Source organism: Flavobacterium azizsancarii, from assembly GCF_027980145.1.
In the GTDB taxonomy this organism is placed as follows: domain Bacteria; phylum Bacteroidota; class Bacteroidia; order Flavobacteriales; family Flavobacteriaceae; genus Flavobacterium; species Flavobacterium azizsancarii.
This window is the reverse complement of sequence record NZ_JAMZNK010000001.1, coordinates 234624-255032: the sequence shown is the minus strand read 5'-3', so window position 1 is coordinate 255032 and position 20409 is coordinate 234624. Positions and strand designations below refer to the sequence as shown.

The window sequence follows — 20409 nt, the reverse complement described above, 5'->3', positions numbered from 1 at the left end:
AAAAATTTGAGATTCAAACAATAGCTTTCAGGAAAGCTCTTATTTAAAGCTTTCATTTAATTTTTTTTCAAGGACGGAATTCAATTTTTTTACTTCTTCCCTAATATTTTTTATATCAATATTCTTCTTTTCTTCCAAAACTTTTCCGTCGAAAAATGATTTTAGATTATAGGAAGTACTGTTGCTTTTGACTACCAGAATTCCCATTTCGGGCTTTTTTAATTCATTAAATCTTAATCCAGTTAGTACATCGGCATTATCGCCTTTACCAAACATGGCTTCTATATTTTTGCTTGTCGAAAAATCCTGTGCTATCGAATTGAAATTTTCCTCTGTTGTTTTAGAGCTATTAACCGTTGATGCAAATATTTCGTAAAACATCTCTGATTCTCGTCGGCCTTCATAATCTGTTTCTTTAGAGTCTATAACTTTAGCTTTGATTATTTGGTCTGATTCATAATACATAATACTGCCCATTTGTTCCGGCATTTCATTGTCCAGGTCGATTGACGAACTTGACATTACGACTTTATCCCCTATAATTAATTGGCTTGTATATTTATCACCGATTTTTTCTCTCGTAATTCTCCCTTTTTGTTTTTTCTTAAATTCTGTTATTTCAATACTGTTGTTTTTCAGTTCAAAATGAAAACGATTAAAGTAATGCATCGCAAAAAGATCTACATCATAACTTTGTAAAACTCCATTTTTCCAATATTTCGAAATAAACTGGCGGTCTAATTTTATGTATTCTACGCCATCAATTATTTTTCCTTCTTTATAAGTCGATTTAATATCATAATACGGATGTTGGTATTTCTCCAGATTCTCCAGATAGTTGTTAGAATACTGATACTTTTTTATACCATTTTCATAATAATCAACATAATTAAATTCACGCTGCTCTGTAGAAAAATATCCTGAATAAGGTTGTTCGTTTTTATAAATTCCCTCATAAGAATCCTGAACTTTATCTGCAATCGTAAAGGAGCTATTGACTATTTTAGTGAGTTTTCCGTTGGTAAAACTCTTAGACTTGAGAATATCATTTTCATCTGTTCTTTCATATTTATTTCTATAAAAGATTTCATCGGTAATTGCTCCTTGTTTGTAGACTGTCGCAGTTTCGCCTTCTACTAATTTTCCATTGTAAGGCAAACCGTTTTTATATTCGATCTTTCCGGTAATTTCGCCGTTGCTATAAAAAATAGTTTCACCATCTACAATATCATTTACACAAGTATACGTTTCAATAATATTATCAATATTACAATTAAAGATTTTTTGCAGACCATTTTTCTTAAAGTCTGTAACCTGAATTAACTCATGCGTATCTTCACCCGTTTTTACAATAAAGGTTCCTTTATAGGGTTTGTTGTTTTTATAAATCCCTTTAGTAACAATACTGTCTTCATCGGTTTTTACGATGGCTTCTCCTTCTTTTAAGCCTTTTACATAATTCGAATTAATGATCAGACTTCCGGAAAAATTTTCATTAAAGTTACCTTCAAATGGTTCTCCGTCTTTATAGGTTCGTTTTTGCATTACAGTACCATTTTTATCATAAACAATCTCATCGTCCACTATTTTACCATTTATATATTTAGTAAATTCCTGAATTTTACCGTTGGGATAATATTTAATTTTTTCTCCTGATTTCTCTCGTCCTTTATAAGCTGTTTTCGATTTGATGGCGACTGCAAATTGATTCTGAACATAATATTCATACGCAATACCATTTGAAATGTTCCCACTATATTCTTCAAAATCAGCTTGCCCGATTGTTTGCAGTATTTTTCCCGTGACATCATAATTTACCTGTTTAAAACGATGCATCCGGTCATACTCAATATCGTACCAGGTTTCCTGCGCCAATTGTTTAGAATTAATCCAGAAGATCTTGCTCTTAATTATTTTCGTTATAACCTTTTTTTTAGTTCCGGCAGAATACTCAACTACAGGTGTCGCTTCGGTTAAAAGTTCATTTTCCTCATTAGCTTCACTTTCTGACTTATTGCTTCTGTAATCCTCCCAGTTTCTAACTTCTTCAAAATCTCCTTCAACAGGTTTTCCTTTACTGTATTTTCCTTTTATTAAAATGGTTCCGTCCTGATGATAGACAATGTGCTCTCCGTCTTTTTTACCCTTTTTATACGGAATCGTTTTAAGCTTTTTTCCATCTGGATAATAATATGTCAAGACTGAAGCAGCTGAATTATTATAAAACTGGTAGACAGATAAGTCAAAACCGTTTCCATCATACCAGACAATATCTCCAACATAACTATTTTCGTCGTTTTGAAAAGAATATCCTTGAAATTGAGGAGTTTTATTAAGGTAGAAATCTTCGATTAAAACCAGATCATCTAATTTTTTTGATGGATTAATTCTATAAAAAGAAGCCTTTGCCTTAGAAGTTTCTTTCCAATTTTTATCAAAATAAATGGGTTCTGCGTTTTGCGAGAAAGAAAGTCCGGTAGTGAATACCAAAATAAGGCTGAAAATTTTGCTAGTCATATTTGAAAGAAATTTCATCAAAAATAATAATTTTTCATTCATTTCTCCTTTTTTGTGCAAAAGATTGTCCTCATTTATTAAAAATTAGTTTTTCTGTTTTAATGGCAAAAAAAACTTAACGTCTGTTTTGGAATTTTCTTAAATCAGATTTTGTATTATTACTACATTATTAAGTACTTTTGTTTTAAATTATTAAAATAATGAGCGAAAATTTAAAATTTGCAGTAATTGGAGGAGGAAGCTGGGCAACAGCAATTGCAAAGATGTTATGCGTGAATCTTTCAGAAATTGCTTGGTACATGCGTAATGATGCTGCGATAGAGCATATCCAGAAATACAAACACAATCCAAATTATTTAAGTTCAGTTGAATTTGACACTAAAAAACTTAAATTAACTAACAATATAAATGAAGCAATTGAATATGCCGATTATGTAATTTTCGCTATTCCGTCTGCTTTCTTAGATGCTGAACTAAAAAACTTAACGGTTTCTTTGGCTGATAAAATCATCTTTTCGGCTATTAAAGGAATTGTTCCTGAAACGAGTTTAATTGTTGGGGAGCATTTTCATATTCAATACGACATTCCTTATTACAATATTGGTGTTATTACTGGTCCTTGCCATGCAGAAGAAGTTGCTTTAGAAAGACTTTCGTATCTGACAATTGCTTGCGGTGATCCTGACAAAGCCAGTATTGTTGCTAAATCATTGTCCGGAAACTATATCAAAGCAAAAATTTCTGATGACATTATTGGTACTGAATATGCTGCTATGCTTAAGAATATATATGCCATTGCAGCCGGAATTGCACATGGTTTAGGTTATGGTGATAACTTTCAATCGGTTATGATGAGTAACGGAATTCGTGAGATGAAAAAATTCATTAAAAAAGTGCACAAAATGAAACGTAACATTAATGATTCAGCTTATTTAGGCGATTTATTGGTTACGGGATATTCTGTATTTTCAAGAAACAGAATGTTCGGAAACATGATTGGAAAAGGATATACAGTAAAAAGCGCCATGATGGAGATGAGTATGGTTGCTGAAGGTTATTATGCTACGAAAAGTGCCTACAAACTAAATCAGGGATATGGAGCTCATACTCCAATTATCGATGCAGTTTATGCAGTTCTATATGAAGGAAAAGATGCTAAATCTGTCTTTAAAAAACTAACTGAATCTTTGGATTAAGATATAGACTACTTTAATTTTTATAAAAAGAGTCAGGAAAATTAATTTTCTTGACTCTTTTTTTGTTTACCTACTTCTTAAAACCACAGAGCAACAAGAGAAAAACCACAAGTATTAACAAGAAATACTTTCTCTTAGAATACATCAAACCTACATCTTACTCCAAAAAAAAGATCTCCTTGCTCTTACAAAACCTCCAAAACAACATTTTACTGTTTATCAACGAGATACATCCAATTTTTAAAAACTTACCGTCTATCTTTTTCTCACAAATCACAGGTTTCACAATTCTACAATCCCCTATTTTTAGTTGCTTCGCACAAAATTATTGATACATTTGCGTTATTATTTTTATTGATTCTAATTAAAAACAATGCGTTCTATTTTACTATTCTTTCTAATTTCTACTTCTGTTTTTTCTCAAAGAGTGATAACGGGTAAAGTTATAGACAAGGAAACTTCCACAACGTTGTCGGGCGTTTTTATTCGTGATATGAAATCTGACAACTGGAGTATTTCCGATAAAAACGGAAAATTTATAATTACAATTCCTTATTTTGAAGATATAGAGCTTAATTTTTCGTTGTTAGGAAAAATGGAGTCTAATATCGTTTTAAAAAACAATGAAAACAATATTACCGTTTCTTTAGAAGATAATACACTTCGCCTTAAAGAAGTTGTGGTTACGGCTAATAAGGAAAGAAAATATTCTGAGTTGACATTGGGCACAAATGCCATTAATAACGTTCAGGCTTTCTCGCTCGATGATGTTTTACAGCAGCTTCCCGGGCAAACTACTACGAAATTTAATCTGAATGAGTTTAAAAATATTGTTTTCCGAACCGCATCAGAAACTTCACTTTCTTATGCAGCGAAAGCTTTTGGGACTTCTTTTGTAATGGATGATATCCCAATTTCCAACAACGAGAATATGCAGGCTTTTAATCCAAATTCAGGTTTAGCAAATGATTTTGGCACAAAAATCAACACTTTTACCAACACAAATAAAGGAGTTGATTTAAGAGAGATATCAACTAATAATATTGAGGAAATAAAAGTCATTCAGGGAATTGCTTCCGCCAAATACGGTGATATGACTTCTGGACTTGTTTTAATAACTACAAAGGTTGGAAATAGTCCGTACCGTGTTTCTGCATCGATAAGAGATGCAACATCACAGCTTAATTTAACCAAAGGGGTAAAACTCAATTCTAACAACGCAATGAATTTTGGCATTAACTATCTGGATGCCAAAGCTGATCCCAGAGATAATATTTTAAATTTTCAAAGGGTAAACGGAAGCATATCCTGGCAGTATAAAAACAACGATGCTACTATAAAAAACACAGTAAACACTTCTTTTAGAATGAATCTGGATGATGCAAAAAGTGATCCTGATGATATTACGGCTGTTGTAGTAAAAAACGAAAAGCAAGGTTTTTCTCTATCGAATAATTTAATGTGGAAGCCTAAAAATTTATGGGTTGATGGAATTAACGTAAACGCGGGTTTGAGTTATGACCGACAGTTTAGCCGTAGAGAAAGATGGCTTAACACCTATACTTCTGCTGCAACTGATAGTCGTGAGGAAGGCATACATGAAGCTATCATTGTTCCTTCGCAGTACACGAGTATTAACACTGTAGAAGGCATTCCTATCTCGACATTTTTAACACTGGAAACGACAAAAACTTTGACCAACAAAAACAATTGGATCCATAGTCTTGTTTTTGGAATTTCGAACAGAATGAGTGCCAATAAAGGAGAAGGAAGAAAAAATGCTGCCACCGGATTAGTTAACTATTACACACTTGGAAAAGAGGGATCCGGCACTCTTGCCTATAGAGATTATGACTTTGGTCAAACAAAAACAGAATATCAGACATCTGCTTACCTGGAGGACAGAATATTTAAAAATTTTGAAAACGATCGACTTTTAAATATTGACTTCGGTTTACGCTTTGACAACCAGATGGGAAGTGTTTCTTTACAGCCCCGTTTAAATTCATCTTATACGCTCAACAAAATAGTCAGATTACGGGCCGGAGGAGGAATATCCTCAAAAGCACCCTCCTTAAACCAGTTGTACACAGGCGAACGCTATTTTGATAAATTGGTAGGAAGCGGCATTTATACTTATCCCGGAATTTATCAAAAGGCCTGGATACAAACTATTATCACTCCGGGAGATAATTTAAACTTAAAACCCAGTAAATCGTATCGAACAGAGCTTGGTTTAGATATTAAACTGCCTTTTGCTTCTGTTAATTTCACAGGGTACTACAACAAACTCTTTAATGGTTTTTCTGGTCAGCAGGTTCCGGTTTATAAAATAATTCCAAAAGCAGAGGTCATCGTTACAGGAACTGAGATTCCAACTTATAAAATTAATGGAACTGAGAAGTTTTACTACATGAGCAATGCAATAACAAACAACAGCAGCTCAGAGGATAAAGGTTTGGAAACGACCATCAATTTCAAAAAAATAAAGGCGCTTAATCTGGATATAAGTATGAATGCTTCTTATACCTCGACAAAAGATTTTTCAGACGCAAAAGAATATTACCCTTCCTCTAGTCTTCTTTCATCTGAACTATACGGCGTATATGATAAAAAAAACTATTGGATGGATAATTTTACAGCGAGTTTTAATTTTAATTATCATATTCCGGCTGTTGGTTTGCTTGTTTCTGTGAGAAGTGAACACGTTTTATTAAGAAATTCCAAATCACCTACCGGTAATTTTTTAAACGGTTATTTAGACACTGAACTTGTGTATCATGAAATTCCGCTCGAAGACAGAACAAATATTCAGAAATACGCACATCTTATAAGAGATCCCGGCCAAACGCAGAGCAAACTTCAAAACGTTCTTCATAATTTTCATTTGAGAGTTTCCAAGGATTTTTTAAATGGTTTTAGTGTTTCGCTTTATTCTACCAACTTTTTAAATCTCAAGCCCTATTATTATGACACAAGCGGCCTGAAGGTATTATCTAATATTGCCCCGCTCACATTTGGAGCAAGTCTTAATTATCAATTTTAAACTAAATATATACCATGAAAAAAACATTCCTTATTACTATAACTTTCATGTTAGGATTACTGATTCAGTCCTGCAGCAATAACGATGACGAGGCATTAAAACCTGTAAATCTTACCATAACAATTAAATACGATGAGACATTTAATAATCTTGCAGTAAAAAAATCAACTGTTCTTATCGTAAATAACGAAACAGGAAATAAATACACTGTAGAAAGCGACAATAATGGTACTGCACAATTCAATCAGATTTTGCCTGGTGTCTATTCTGTTTCTGCAACAAAAGTGATGCATACTGATGAGTTTACAGCAACTTTTGGCTATACGCCAACTGAAGCTGAAGTTAACTTTAATGGTGCCGCGGCAAGCTTAGTGGTAAACACAGAAACTGCTCCAATAAATATTACACTGAAAACGACAAAAGTGGGTGACTTTGTAATTAAGCAAATTTACTATGGTGGTTCTGACACTAAAAAAGGGGCTGTTTTTAGAGATCAGTTTATTGAAATCTACAACAATTCAAACGCAGTACAATATGCTGACGGATTGTATATCGCACAATTATATGGTACGAATGTTACAACAGTATTTGCTTATACACTATCTACAGGTCAATTTGACTGGAGTAAATCTGAAGAAATGACAATGGGTGATGCAGCAAATAAAGATTATGTATATGCTTCTAATGTTGTGCAAATTCCAGGAAACGGAACACAATACCCGGTACAGCCAGGAAAAAGCATTGTAATTGCACAAAATGCTATTAACCACCAATCGAACTATATCGACAATACAGGAAAATCTGTCAGTATATTAAATCCTGAATTAACTGTCGATTTAAGCAATGCTGATTTTGAAGCCTTTTTAGGTACTTCTGTAGGTGATCTTTATCAATTTGACATTCAAAATCCGGCAGTGCCAGATTTAGGAATTGCGTATTGGGGAAATGGAAACAATGATTTAATTCTGGATCCAAGCGGAAGACAGGCTTTTGCCATTTTTAATATGAATGCTATTGAGTTTTCAAGTCTAAAGAAATACAAAAACCCTAAAGGTGAGAAGAATGCATATTTACAGATTCCAATTACAAAACTTACAGACGGTGTTGAGCTTACAAAAGATCTAGGATCTGGTCTAGTACCCAAAAAGCTGCCTGCACACATAGATGGAGGAAATACTTATTTACCAAGTGGCTCTTATTCTTCAAAATCTGTAATGAGAAAGACAAAAACAACAATTGGAGGAAGAATTATTTTACAAGACACCAATAACTCAACTAACGATTTTGTTGAAACAAAAGCAAATCCAAGAGGATTCAACTAAAATTTTCATTAATGAAAATCATAACTCCTACACTCATTAATACCACAAGTAATGCCCTGAAATATTGGGCATTACTTCTTTTCGTTATTATTAGTCATTTTTCAGTACAAGCTCAGGACAGTATCATTGTGACCAATCATCTTATTGATGCCCAGCTTAAAAATCAAATTTTTAAATATCCTATCAATTATACCAGGCAGTATATCAAAGATTTCACTTTTACAGAAGTATCATACGAGTACCAAAAAAATGAATTTGCCAGAAAACAGATAGCAAATGAAATTAATTCTTATCAGTTTTTGGCTCAGGGATATTATACAACAAAATCTAAATGGAATTTGTTTGGTAATTTATCTCTTAAAAAAACAGATGAAAAAGATTTGGGATGGGTACTTTCTGATGATCGTTCTGAAGACCACGAGGTTATTCTTCCTCATTATTTTTACGTTCCAAGAAAAGCCAACTGGACCGATCAGGAATATAAAATTAGCGGGGGAATTTCTAAGGATATTACAAATAAGATATCTATTGCCGCAAAACTTAATTACAATACCGGAAAATACAGTAGAAATCTGGATCCGAGGCCTGAAATTATTTCACGAAAAATTGGGGGAGAATTACAGCTGGGATATCAGTTCAAAGAAAACCATAACGTTTTTGCTCTGGCAGATTACTCAAGATTTGATAAAGATTTTTCGTATAAATACAAGGATACACATTCAAATGTCGAAGGCAATCCGGAGACCTATTTACGATTCAATACAGGATATGGCAGAATTATCAATTATTTCAAATCTAATTATTACAACAGTACACGATTTCTTTATAAGGATATTCAAAACAAACTTGGTTTAGGGTATAACTTTAGCAATAAGAACACCCGGTTCACTGTTTTATATTACAATCAGAAATCAGATAATACTTTCTATACTGACGTTTTTGACAACGAAGACAGTCAAAGACTGACTATTAAAACAACTACTAATCATGCTGAGCTATTTGCTTTGCATCAATGGGATAAAAAAGAGATCAAATCAACATTAAAATTTGACAAAAGCAACGCTCAAAATTACGATTTGAAAAACAATGGTTATAATTACAAAAACAGTTTAAATGCAATTAGTTGGTTAAGCTCCGTTTCGCAAAAAACAGGCTCACATATTGATTATTTATTTGGTTTGGATATCCTTTACCAGCAAAATCAGTACAGTGATATCATGGCGACAAATGATATTGAAATAAACTCAATTAATACAGGAATATTTGCAAGCAAAGATTTTTCATTCGGAAAAAGTAAATTAAACTCCACCGTAAGTTTTAATATGTATTTCCCGCTTCCGTCAAAATTAGAATATTATGATACTTCCGGCGGTACAAATGCAGCTTTTCTAAACGAGGTCATTATTCATGATTACGTCGTGAGTACAACAAATTATTTTGCTCCGGCAATACGATTAGAATACAGCTATCCTGTAAAAAACAACAAAACAGTGGTTTTCTTTACCAATTTTAAAGAAAAAATAGCACTAAAAAAACAAAATGACTACAATGCCACTATCAATACCAATAGTACCTATTGGATTCAGTGTGGTGTACAATTAAATTATTAAAAATGAAAACAAAGTTTATTGCCATTGGGGTAATGGTACTATCACTTATTATCGTTTCTTATACTAAGATTAACCCAACGCTTTCTATTTCTGAATTAAAAAAACTATACAGCAGCGGGGATTATCAAAAATGGCCAAAACCAGAAGTAGATTCTCTTGTTTATGCGCAAGGTTTTGAAGACATCGGCGTTTTAGGCCAACCTGAATTTCCTCAGGATAATCAATATACTGAGGAAAAAGCAGCATTAGGTAAAATCCTCTTTTTTGATCCCAGATTATCGAAATCAGGGCAGATTTCGTGTGCCAATTGCCATGATCCTGAACTCAATTGGGGAGACGCCAGAAGAGTTTCTTATGGAGAAGGAAGATTGCAAGGCATTAGAAATTCTCCTAGTTTAATGAATATCGCCTACGCGAAAGTTTTCTTTTGGGACGGAAGAGCAACAACGCTCGAAGATCAGGCGAGCTTTCCTATAAAGGATACTAAAGAAATGAACTTTCATATCGATTTAGCAACAAAAAGACTCAATAAAATAAAAGGCTACAAACCTTATTTTCAAAAGGCGTTTGGAAAAGAAAAACTATCTCAAACCGAAATTCTAAAAGCCATTGCTACTTTCGAAAGAACCTTAATAAGCCCAAAAAGCCGATTTGATAAGTTTGTCGCGGGAGATTCTACACAATTAAACAATAAAGAAGTCGAAGGTTTGCATTTATTCCGTACCAAAGCACGTTGTATCAATTGCCACAATACCGCTAATTTCTCTGATAATAAATTCCATAATATAGGTTTGACTTATTACGGAAGAGAATATGAGGATTTAGGAAGATATAACGTAACCGGAAAAGCTGAAAATGTAGGCGAATTTAAAACCCAATCTCTAAGAGGTGCTGCTCAAAATGGGCCTTATATGCACAATGGTTTGTTCCCGAATTTACGTGGCGTCCTGAATATGTACAATGCCGGAATGCCACAACCCAAACGAAAAGAAAGCCAGGAGAATGATACTTTGTTCCCAGCAACTTCGAGATTAATCCAAAAATTACAATTGAAACAATCAGAGGTTAATGCGCTTGAAGCTTTTATTACAAGCTTGTCAACCGGAGCTTATAAAATGAGACCACCTGAATTACCGAAGTAATTTTTAGTTTTCAGTTGCAGTAAACAGTTACCGTTTTCAGTGGCATTATTTAGATTTTAAACAATAAAAAAGAGTCCGAAAAATAAATTTTCCGGACTCTTTTTATTTAAATTATTCCAACTTTATAAGCTATGATAAAAATTGAGACTGAGACTGAGAACTAACCTACTTGACCATCACGCCTTCAACAAACAAAATTGGCACTTCTTCAGTATCATTTTCATTGATTAGGTTTGATTTGAAGATGAATTTCTTATCGAATAGTTTATTGTCGATAAAGAAAGTTACCATGAATTCGTTATTTAAAACTAACAAACTCTTTTCGACCATTTCGATTTTTACTACAGAAACTGCCGGAACCTCTACAAAGGCGTGACGAAGAACTGATGTTTTTTTCATTTCGCCATCGATAGTCCCAAATGCTTTAGAGACTACCATTACGCTGTCTAAATTAAAGTCGCTGTCGTTTACAAGATAGGCGTACCACACTTTCTCCATAAAATCGTCGCTCCATTCCTGAACAGCGGCAAGAAATACGTTTTCTACTTCGGGGATTGTTATATCTGCTTTCATATGTGTCAAAAATTTAAAAGTCAAAAGTCATAAAGTCGAAAGTCATAAAGCCAATACTATGAGACTTTCAACTTTCGACTTTATGACTTTCGACTTAAATTATATATTTGCTTTGAATTGCTCTAAGAAACGAACGTCGTTTTCGTAAAACATACGAATATCACCAATTTGGTATAATAACATTGCGATACGCTCTACTCCCATTCCGAAGGCAAAACCATTAAATTCGTCCGGATTGATATCGCAATTTTTAAGAACGTTTGGATCAACCATTCCGCAGCCTCCAATTTCTAACCAACCAGTTCCTTTTGTGATACGGTAATCGGTTTCGGTTTTTAAACCCCAATAAATATCAATTTCGGCACTTGGTTCTGTAAACGGGAAATATGACGGACGTAAACGAATCTTTGATTTTCCGAACATTTCTTTAGTAAAATAAAGCAATGTTTGTTTTAAATCAGCAAACGATACGTCTTTGTCAATATACAATCCTTCTACCTGATGGAAGATACAGTGCGAACGTGACGAAATTGCTTCGTTACGAAATACACGTCCCGGAGAAATAGTACGAATTGGTGGTTTGTGATTTTCCATATAACGCACCTGAACAGATGATGTATGCGTACGCAACAAAACGTCAGGATTGGTCTGAATGAAAAATGTATCCTGCATATCACGCGCCGGATGGTATTCCGGTAAGTTTAATGCGGTAAAATTATGCCAGTCGTCTTCGATTTCCGGACCTTCGGAAACGTTGAAGCCAATGTTGGCAAAAATATCTATAATCTGATTTTTAACGATCGAAATTGGGTGACGGGAACCAATAATTACCGGTTCAGCAGCACGTGTCAAATCGCCAAAAATTCCTTTTACTTCTTCTTTACTTTCCAGTTCTTCCTGAATAACTCTTACTTTTTCTTCAGCAACAGCTTTTAAAGTATTTATTACTTGTCCGAAGTCTTTTTTCTGGTCGTTTGGGATATTCTTGAACTCTGTAAAAAGTTCTTTCAACAATCCTTTACTGCCTAAATACTTAATACGGAATTGCTCTAAGGATTCTTTATTTTTATCATTAAAGGCTTTAGCTTCCTCTATATGTTGTTTTATCTTATCTATCATCGATCTTACTTTGAAGGTGCAAATTTAAGGATTTTAGTTGAAAGTCTTTAGTCTGAGTTGCAGTTTTCATTGCTAACTCAGGTAAATTCTGAAAACTGTGACTGGAACCTATTCTATAAGTTCTCTTTCTAAAAAATAATTTACAATCGCCTCTTTCATCAAAACCGATTGTTCTCCTGCTCTTAATGATGGCAATTCTTCTTTTACCTTGTAATGTGGCCATCCTTCTGCATCAAAAAAGTCGAATTCATAAAACCCATAAGGCTCTAATAATCGGCAAATAGCAATGTGCATCAGGTTTAATTTTTCGTCTTTTTTGAATTCACGGTGTATTTTTCCGAGTTCCTGAACTCCAATTAGGTAAATTATGGCATCTAGATCTAAATCTTCTCCTTGCGAAAACTGATTAGATAGTATATCGACGAGCTTTTCCCATCGTTCTTTTAGTTGTGTATCTCTGGACATTTTAATTGTGTTTGTGGATTTTAGTCCCGAAGTTATCGGGAGATTCTAGACTGAAGCATGATTTAAAGGTTATTTAAATCTGAGTTTATCAATCTTAACTTTAAAAATTATTATGGCAAAGATAGGAAGTTCAAGTACAAAGACCTAAAATTAAAGATTTCTCATACAGTTATTTGTAAATGGTTCACGGATTATACGGATTTAATCTATTAACGCAGGTTATAATTCTGTTGACAAACCCGACAGGTTTTAAAAACCTGTCGGGTTTAGGAACCTAAAGCCTTAAGAAAAGCAGATAATTCTTTTATATTTGCGCTTTAATTAAACAAACAGAAAACATGAGTTTTTTTGATATTATTGTTGGTGCTCTTTTGGCTTTTAGTTTATACAAAGGAATCCAAAATGGTCTTTTTGTAGAAGTTGCTTCTTTTATTTCTTTATTATTGGGAATTTATATTGCGATTAAATTCTCTTCTTTTATGAAGGAAGTGATTATGAAACACGTTTCATGGAATCCAAATACGATACAAATCACCGCTTTTATCCTGACTTTTATTCTGGTGGTAATTGGCGTTTATTTCCTTGCCAAAATCCTTACCGGAATTGCTGATTTTGCTTTCCTTGGATGGGCAAATAAACTGGGAGGGGGGTTCTTTAGAATCTTAAAAACGGTCCTGATTCTAAGTATATTCATTGCCCTTTTTGAGAAAATGAACTTCAATGAAACTTTTGCCAAAAAAGAAACTTTCGATAAATATTTCTTTTATAATCCGATAAAAAAAGTAGCTGCTTTCGTTTATCCTTCTATCGAAAAATGGTATGATGTTTTTAAAGAAGAACATGCTAAAACTTCTGAAGAGAAGTCTAATGAAAATGCTGAGAATAAAAAAGAATAATTGAATTGTCAGGCGAGCGGAGTCGAAGCCCGTTCCTATAATCAAGCCTTCGACTTCGCTCAGGATGACATTCGTTTTTTAATGCAAAACCCGACAGGTTTTTCAACCTATCGGGTTTGACAAAGATTGAGTTTAGAACTATTTTACCAGTTAACTTCTAATTTTTCTCCTTTTTTCAACGTGATATTCTGTTTTTTATCTCCATTAATTAAAGTTGTTTTTCCTCCTCTTTTAGAAAAAATCGTAACTTTCTTCAGGGTCTTATTCTCCCAGTTCATTTCGATTTCAAATCCGCCGCGGGCGCAGATTCCTTTTACTGAACCAGTTTCCCAAGCGTCTGGTAAAGCGGGCAATAATCTGATTTCGTTTTCATCTGACTGAACGAGCATTTCTGCAACGGCTGCGGCTCCGCCAAAATTTCCGTCGATTTGAAAGGGCGGATGTGCGTCGAATAAATTCGGATACGTTCCTCCTCCTCTTCTTGGTTTCTCGGTTTTCTTTCCGTCCGGATCAACATATCTTAATAATTCGCGGAACATTTTATAGGCACGATTTCCGTCCCAAAGCCTTGCCCAAAGATTGATTCTCCAACCTTTTGACCAACCTGTCGTTTCATCACCTTTTATTTCTAATGTCTTTTTTGAAGCTTCGGCTAAATCTGGTGTTTTTTCCGGTGTAATATGATCGCCAGGAAAAAGTCCGAATAATTGTGATTGATGACGGTGTTTTGGATCTTCGTCATTCCAGTCAAAATACCATTCTTGCAGATTCCCTTTTTTACCAATTTGGTACGGATGGAATTTCGCAAGTGCCGTTTCCAGTTTCGATCTAAAATCAGCATCGGTATTTAATACTTTTGAAGCTTTTATTGTTTTATCAAAACATTCTCTAATCATGGCCAAATCTGCCGTTCCGCCATACATGGTTGCTCCAATAAATCCGTCTGGGGCAATGTATTTGTTTTCCGGAGAAGTGGATGGCGATGTAATTAGATTCCCATTTTTATCCGTAATCATCCAGCCTAAAAAGAATTGCGCCGCCCCTTTCATGATTGGATATCCTTCTTTTTTTAGATAATCTTTATCCTGAGTAAAAATATAATGTTCCCAAATATGTGTACTCAACCAGGCTCCGGATAATGGCCAACACGCCCAACTTGGATCTTCTTTTCCAAATTGTCCCACCGGATTTGTCATTGCCCAAATATCAGAATTGTGAGCAGCAGCCCAACCTTCGTTAACACCATAAAAAGTCTTTGCCGTTACTTTTCCGGTTACCGAAAGATTTTTGATGAAGCTTAAAAGTGGTAAATGCATCTCTGAAAGATTGGTGTTTTCAGCCAGCCAGTAATTTTCTTCGAGATTGATATTCATGGTATAATTACTGCTCCATGGCGGGTTTAAATGCGGATTCCAAATGCCTTGTAAATTCGCTGGAACGCCCAAAGTTCTCGAAGAGCTGATTAGTAAATAACGTCCAAAATTGAAATAAAGAATTTCAAGGTTTTTATCTTCTTTACCATCAGCGTAGCGCAGTAAACGTTCGTTTGTAGGCAGATCCGGAGCAGTTGTTTTTCCCAGATCTAAAGTTACACGATTGTAGAATTTTTGATAATCAGCAACATGAGCTTCTTTTAATTGATCGAATGATTTTAAGTATGATTTATTCAGGTTTTGCAATGCAATTGATACATCATCTAATCCTTCATTTGCGGGATTTTTATCAAAACCATTAAAACTTGTGGCAACAGAAACGTAAATAATGGCTTCCGTCGCATCTTTTAAAGTTAACGTTTCTCTGGAGCTTGTAATTTTCCCGTCTGTTTTTTTGATTTGAATTAACGTTGTAAATCTTGTTCCTCTTTCGTTTATTTTTTCATATTTTGGCAAAATCGTATATCCTGCATTTTCATGCATTGGAGCAAATCCTTTCATTACCAAAATATTATTTCTTACTTCGACATTTGATTTTAGCAGACTCTTTAAATTAATATCAAAATTCAAACCTCCTTTTGCACTGCTTGTCAATTTGATTACCATGATTTGGTCCGGTGCCGAAACAAAATATTCACGGGTAAATTTTATACCGTTCATTTCGTAACTCACCTTTGATAGTGCTTTCGAAATATCGAGTTCTCTATAATAATTAACCGCTTTTCCTTTCTCGGAATTATTGATTTCTAATGTTCCTAAAGGTGCAAATGATTCGGAATTTTTGCCTTCGATCTTTTTGTTTAATTCGTCGGCTAGTTTGTAGTTTTCGTTTTTGAGTGCTTCGCGAATAGCCGGAATATTTTTATATGCTTCCGGATTCATATTGGCATTTACGGGTTCGCCTGACCAAAGTGTGGCATCGTTCAGATATATTTTATCTGAATTTGCGCCGCCAAAAACGGTTGCGCCCATTTTTCCATTTCCTAAAACCAAACTTTCCTCAAAAAATTCTGCAGGTTGATTGTACCATAAAACATGACTGGATTGCGCTGACATGTTTAGGCAGAAAGAGGTGAATAATAAAATAAAAAATGTCTTAATGAGATTTGACTTCATGTATTCTTTTGTTTGTTTATGATATCCTAACAGGTTTTTTCAACCTGTTAGGTATTATTATTATTCGCTCCAATATTACATTATCATACCTAACAGGTTGAAAGAACTGTTAAGATATCGGAAAATCAGCTTTATATATTCTGATTTTTGGCTTCTTTTAACAATTATACCTAACAGGTTTTGGAAACCTGTTAGGATACGCAACCCCAATATGCGCGCGTGAGGGAGAGGATCTGGCTACCGAAGTAGCGCGGATAGCCCGATCTGATTATTATTTTTATCGCTAATATAAACATTCTGGAATTACCTATAATATATCTAAAAGGTTCTGGAAACCTGTTAGGAAATCAAGATTATCTATTTAGTCACCTTATATATTGCGTTTGCTGTAATCATTTCCCAATTATCGGTTCTGAATGGCGATGCGGGAAATTTTTCTTTGTTGAAAAGATTGATTTCGGTATCATCATCTGCCCAACCGTAATGAACGGCTACGGGATTTTTTACGTTTTCGCTTGAAACGATGACTTTGTTGTTTTTTATTATCACTTTCGCGGAATGAAAAACTTTGTCGGTTCCGGCGATTTCGAATCCTTTTATGTTTTCTGAATTGTCAGAAGTTGATAATCCGCTTCCTAGATTGTCGAAAGTAAGGATTATTTCGTTTCCTTTTATTTCCTGAGACTTAAAAGTTGGTCCGCTGTAAACTTGCTTTTTGCCGTAAACATTATTCAAAGCAATTGCCGCCAAACGCAAACCAACGTCTTGCTTATTTGTAGGGTGAATGTCTTTTGCGTTACCAATATCTGTGGTTACAACCATTCCGGTGTTTTTTAATTTTAGGGTTTCGGCTTGTGCTTCGCGAAGTTCTGCCCAACGACTTCCGACTTTACTATTGCCTTTGAATTCATCAAAAGTGGATAATTGTACAAAATAGAAAGGGAAATCACCCTGATTCCATTTTGTGCGCCAATCGTTGATCATTAACGGAAATGATTTTTTGTATTGCTTTGCTCGCCAAACATTGGCTTCGCCCTGATACCATAAAACGCCCTGAAAAGCATACGGAATTAACGGATTTACCATCGCATTGTATAATAATGACGGATAACTGTTTGGTGAAACTGCGATTTTTACATCCACAACATTGAATTTCCAAAGTCCTTCAAGCGAGATATTAGTGTCTTTGAACTGAATTTTAAGATCGGCAGGATCGCCGTAGATTCCGCCGCCGCCAGAATAATCTGCGATTCTTACGGCAATTATGTTTTTACCTTCTTTTAAAGTTCCTGCCGGAATTTTATAAATTCTTAATGCTTCCCAGATTTTATTCGTCCCTACTTCAACACCGTTTACATAAGTAATATCTTCATCGTCGACTTTTGATAAATGTAAAATGGCTTCGGATTTGGCTTGTTCAGCGGATAAAATGATTGTTTTTCGCATCCAAACTACACCATCGACATTGCCTATTTGCTGGTTTTCCCATAACGATGGTACTTTTATTTCCGGCCAATTTTTATCATCGAAACTGAATTCTTTGAATTGATTTTCATTTTCCATGGAAACATCAAAACCCTGAACTTTTTTCACATTATCAAGAACCGATTTTTTATACACTTCAAAAACGGCATCCATATCTACTTGCGGAACATCGGCAATCATGGCTTGGAAATCATTACTTTTTTCGAAAGCTTCGTGACTTGTCCAGGTTTCGACATTCGTACCGCCCCAGGAAGTATTTATGATTCCGATTGGGATTTTTAGTTCTGCATATAATTTCTTGGCGAAGAAAAATCCTGCGGCTGTAAAATCACGGATATTGTCTTTGTTAGCGACCAGCCATTTTCCGGCTTTTAAATCTTCTTTTGGTGTTCCGCTTAAATCCTGAGCAACGCCAAAATGCCGAATCATAGGATAATTGGAATCTGCCATTTCTTTATCAGCGTTCATGGTTTTGTACATCTGAAATTCCATGTTAGATTGTCCGCTGCAAATCCAGACTTCACCGACTAAAACATCTTTGATTACGATTTTATTTTTTCCTGTAATGGATAACTCAAAAGGCCCACCCGCTTTTTCAGCAGAAAGTTTAATTATCCATTTACCGTTTTTATCGGCTTGGACAGTTTTGGTTTGTTTATTGAAATGCACTTCCACTTTTTCATTTGGTTCTGCCCAACCCCAAACCGGAATTTCTTTGTTGCGCTGCAAAACCATTCCGTCAGAAAATAATATAGGCATTCTAACATTGGCATTTACCAAGATATTGCACATTATAAAAAGAAAGATTATGCTTTTCTTCATTGTCTTTATTGTTTTAAATCATATAAGTGATATAAGATAATTTAAGTTTTACTCATAGGCTGAACTCATGTTTACTTATATCACTTATATGGTGAATTTCTATTTTATTGTAATCCTTCGATCATTGCATTCATTGCCTGAGTGTCCGAAACAGTATTATTAGATCGATTAATTATTCCGAAACTATTGTCGCCAAGACTTCCTTCATCCCAATAAAAAGGTAATAATCCATTTGCTTTGGCTGTTTTTACCACCGTTTTTAAATAATAAGCTCTTGAAGCCAAATGCAAAGTCAAAGCGTCCCCAGTTAAGGTTGTTCGACGAATGGCGCCAAATTCTCCTAACAAAACAGGAATACCTTTATCGACAAATTGGGTTTTCATTAATTTGAAATATTTCTCTAAATCTGCTTCTTCGCCCCAGCTTGCATTTCGATCTGTATCTGTTGCTGAGTGATAACCTGTTCCCCAATAATAGAACATTTTTCCCCAGGATTCATCTTTAGTTAATCCCGCAAAATTCCATGGTGTATAATAATGAACTTCGACCATCATGCGATTTGCTTGTGAATCAGTTGGCAAAGTCAGCATTAGTTTATTTGTTTTTTCGATATCTGTTGTTGGTCCCTGAACTACCAAAGTTCTGTATGCGTTTTTTCCTCCTGTTGAACGAACAGCATCAATAAAGGTTTGATGGTACGAAGTTAAAACGGCCATTTGTGCCGCATCTTCAACCGCTGGTTCATTTGCACTTGCAAAAAGTAAATGCTCGTCGAATCCGCGTAAATGTGTTGCGATTTGTTCCCAGAATGCTTTTTGTTTGGCGTTGTTTTCTTCTTTTTTAGCTTCGGTAATATTGTTTTCTAACCATCCACCATCCCAGTGAATGTTTACTACAACATACATATTATTATCAACGCAATATTGTACCACTTCTTTCACTCGGTCTAACCATTCGGTTCTGATTTGAGCTGTTGCTGTATTGGCCAGATATTGATTCCAAGAACATGGAATTCTAACGGCATTGAAACCACTTGCTTTAACTGCATCGATTAATGCTTTGGTTACTTTTGGATTTCCCCAAGCAGTTTCTCCGTTTGTCGCTTCTAAAGTGTTGCCAATATTCCAGCCTAATTTTATTTTTGCTGCCAATTGAACTGCGGTACTGCTCATTGCTGAAGCATCAGCCGCAAGAGGGTTTGTATTGTAACTTGGGTATAAACCTGTATTAACAGTTCCTCCTGCCTGTGAAATTGAAATTTGAACTGACGGCGCTTCAGATGAACTTAAAGTTAGAGTTGCTGTTCTTGCTTCGGCAGTTGTATTTTCTAAAGCCGTTATTTTAACGATAACCGTTCCTGTAACTCCTGATGTCTGGCTTAATTGTATCCAGTTGGTATTAGAACTGGCAATTGTCCATGTCTGTACATTCGTATTGATTTTTACAATCGCATCGTTTCCTTTGCCTAAAAAATCAATTTTATTGGTATCTGCTGTTAGTGTTTTTTCTGCTGGTGTTGGATTGGTTATGTCTTTATCTGAACTACATGCCCAGATCGTAAGAAAAGACAAACATAAAATGGCACTAAACAGGTAACTCTTAATTGTGTTTTTCATTTGGTTTGGTTTTGATAGTTAGTTCTAAGTTTTATTCACGCGACTTCATTT

At 34.7% G+C, this 20409-nt stretch carries 13 protein-coding genes; 6 read left to right on the top strand and 7 right to left on the bottom strand.

Annotated elements, in window-relative coordinates; translation table 11 throughout:
• Positions 1–39: 39 nt before the first annotated feature.
• Positions 40–2517, bottom strand: a complete 2478-nt coding sequence (locus NJT12_RS01210) for a toxin-antitoxin system YwqK family antitoxin (RefSeq protein ID WP_271334100.1) — start codon at positions 2515–2517, stop codon at positions 40–42.
• A gap of 200 nt (positions 2518–2717) precedes the next feature.
• Here NJT12_RS01210 and NJT12_RS01205 point away from each other — a divergent pair, with 200 nt between their 5' ends.
• The 5 genes from NJT12_RS01205 to NJT12_RS01185 all read left to right on the top strand — a co-directional run bounded on the left by NJT12_RS01205 (position 2718) and on the right by NJT12_RS01185 (position 10833).
• Positions 2718–3713: an NAD(P)H-dependent glycerol-3-phosphate dehydrogenase gene (locus tag NJT12_RS01205; protein WP_271334099.1), complete on the top strand. Its 996-nt coding sequence runs from the start codon at positions 2718–2720 to the stop codon at positions 3711–3713.
• Positions 3714–4086: 373 nt separating this feature from the next.
• Positions 4087–6759, top strand: a complete 2673-nt coding sequence (locus NJT12_RS01200) for a TonB-dependent receptor (protein WP_271334098.1) — start codon at positions 4087–4089, stop codon at positions 6757–6759.
• 14 nt (positions 6760–6773) lie between these two features.
• Positions 6774–8081, top strand: coding sequence for a DUF4876 domain-containing protein (locus NJT12_RS01195; protein WP_271334097.1), 1308 nt, complete (start codon positions 6774–6776; stop codon positions 8079–8081).
• An 11-nt stretch (positions 8082–8092) separates the two neighbouring features.
• Entirely contained in the window at positions 8093–9691 is a 1599-nt protein-coding gene (locus NJT12_RS01190; RefSeq protein ID WP_271334096.1) for a DUF6850 family outer membrane beta-barrel protein, read from the top strand.
• A 2-nt stretch (positions 9692–9693) separates the two neighbouring features.
• On the top strand, positions 9694–10833 hold the full coding sequence (locus tag NJT12_RS01185) for a cytochrome-c peroxidase (protein ID WP_271334095.1): 1140 nt from the start codon (positions 9694–9696) through the stop codon (positions 10831–10833).
• Positions 10834–10998: 165 nt separating this feature from the next.
• Here the strand turns inward: NJT12_RS01185 and NJT12_RS01180 are convergent, their stop codons facing one another.
• The 3 genes from NJT12_RS01180 to NJT12_RS01170 all read right to left on the bottom strand — a co-directional run bounded on the left by NJT12_RS01180 (position 10999) and on the right by NJT12_RS01170 (position 12990).
• Positions 10999–11406 carry a hypothetical protein gene (locus tag NJT12_RS01180; protein ID WP_271334094.1) on the bottom strand — a complete coding sequence of 136 codons (408 nt, stop codon included), beginning with the start codon at positions 11404–11406 and terminating at the stop codon, positions 10999–11001.
• A gap of 99 nt (positions 11407–11505) precedes the next feature.
• Positions 11506–12525, bottom strand: a complete 1020-nt coding sequence (locus NJT12_RS01175; RefSeq protein ID WP_131423455.1) for a phenylalanine--tRNA ligase subunit alpha — start codon at positions 12523–12525, stop codon at positions 11506–11508.
• Between the two features lie 108 nt (positions 12526–12633).
• On the bottom strand, positions 12634–12990 hold the full coding sequence (locus tag NJT12_RS01170; RefSeq protein ID WP_271334093.1) for a hypothetical protein: 357 nt from the start codon (positions 12988–12990) through the stop codon (positions 12634–12636).
• Between the two features lie 338 nt (positions 12991–13328).
• Here NJT12_RS01170 and NJT12_RS01165 point away from each other — a divergent pair, with 338 nt between their 5' ends.
• Complete coding sequence (locus NJT12_RS01165) at positions 13329–13886, top strand: CvpA family protein (protein ID WP_271334092.1); 558 nt, start codon at positions 13329–13331, stop codon at positions 13884–13886.
• Positions 13887–14029: 143 nt separating this feature from the next.
• Here the strand turns inward: NJT12_RS01165 and NJT12_RS01160 are convergent, their stop codons facing one another.
• The 3 genes from NJT12_RS01160 to NJT12_RS01150 all read right to left on the bottom strand — a co-directional run bounded on the left by NJT12_RS01160 (position 14030) and on the right by NJT12_RS01150 (position 20358).
• Positions 14030–16375: a glycoside hydrolase family 95 protein gene (locus tag NJT12_RS01160; protein WP_271334091.1), complete on the bottom strand. Its 2346-nt coding sequence runs from the start codon at positions 16373–16375 to the stop codon at positions 14030–14032.
• 417 nt (positions 16376–16792) lie between these two features.
• Entirely contained in the window at positions 16793–18742 is a 1950-nt protein-coding gene (locus tag NJT12_RS01155) for a sialate O-acetylesterase (RefSeq protein WP_271334090.1), read from the bottom strand.
• Between the two features lie 104 nt (positions 18743–18846).
• Complete coding sequence (locus tag NJT12_RS01150; protein ID WP_271334089.1) at positions 18847–20358, bottom strand: cellulase family glycosylhydrolase; 1512 nt, start codon at positions 20356–20358, stop codon at positions 18847–18849.
• Positions 20359–20409 lie beyond the last annotated feature (51 nt).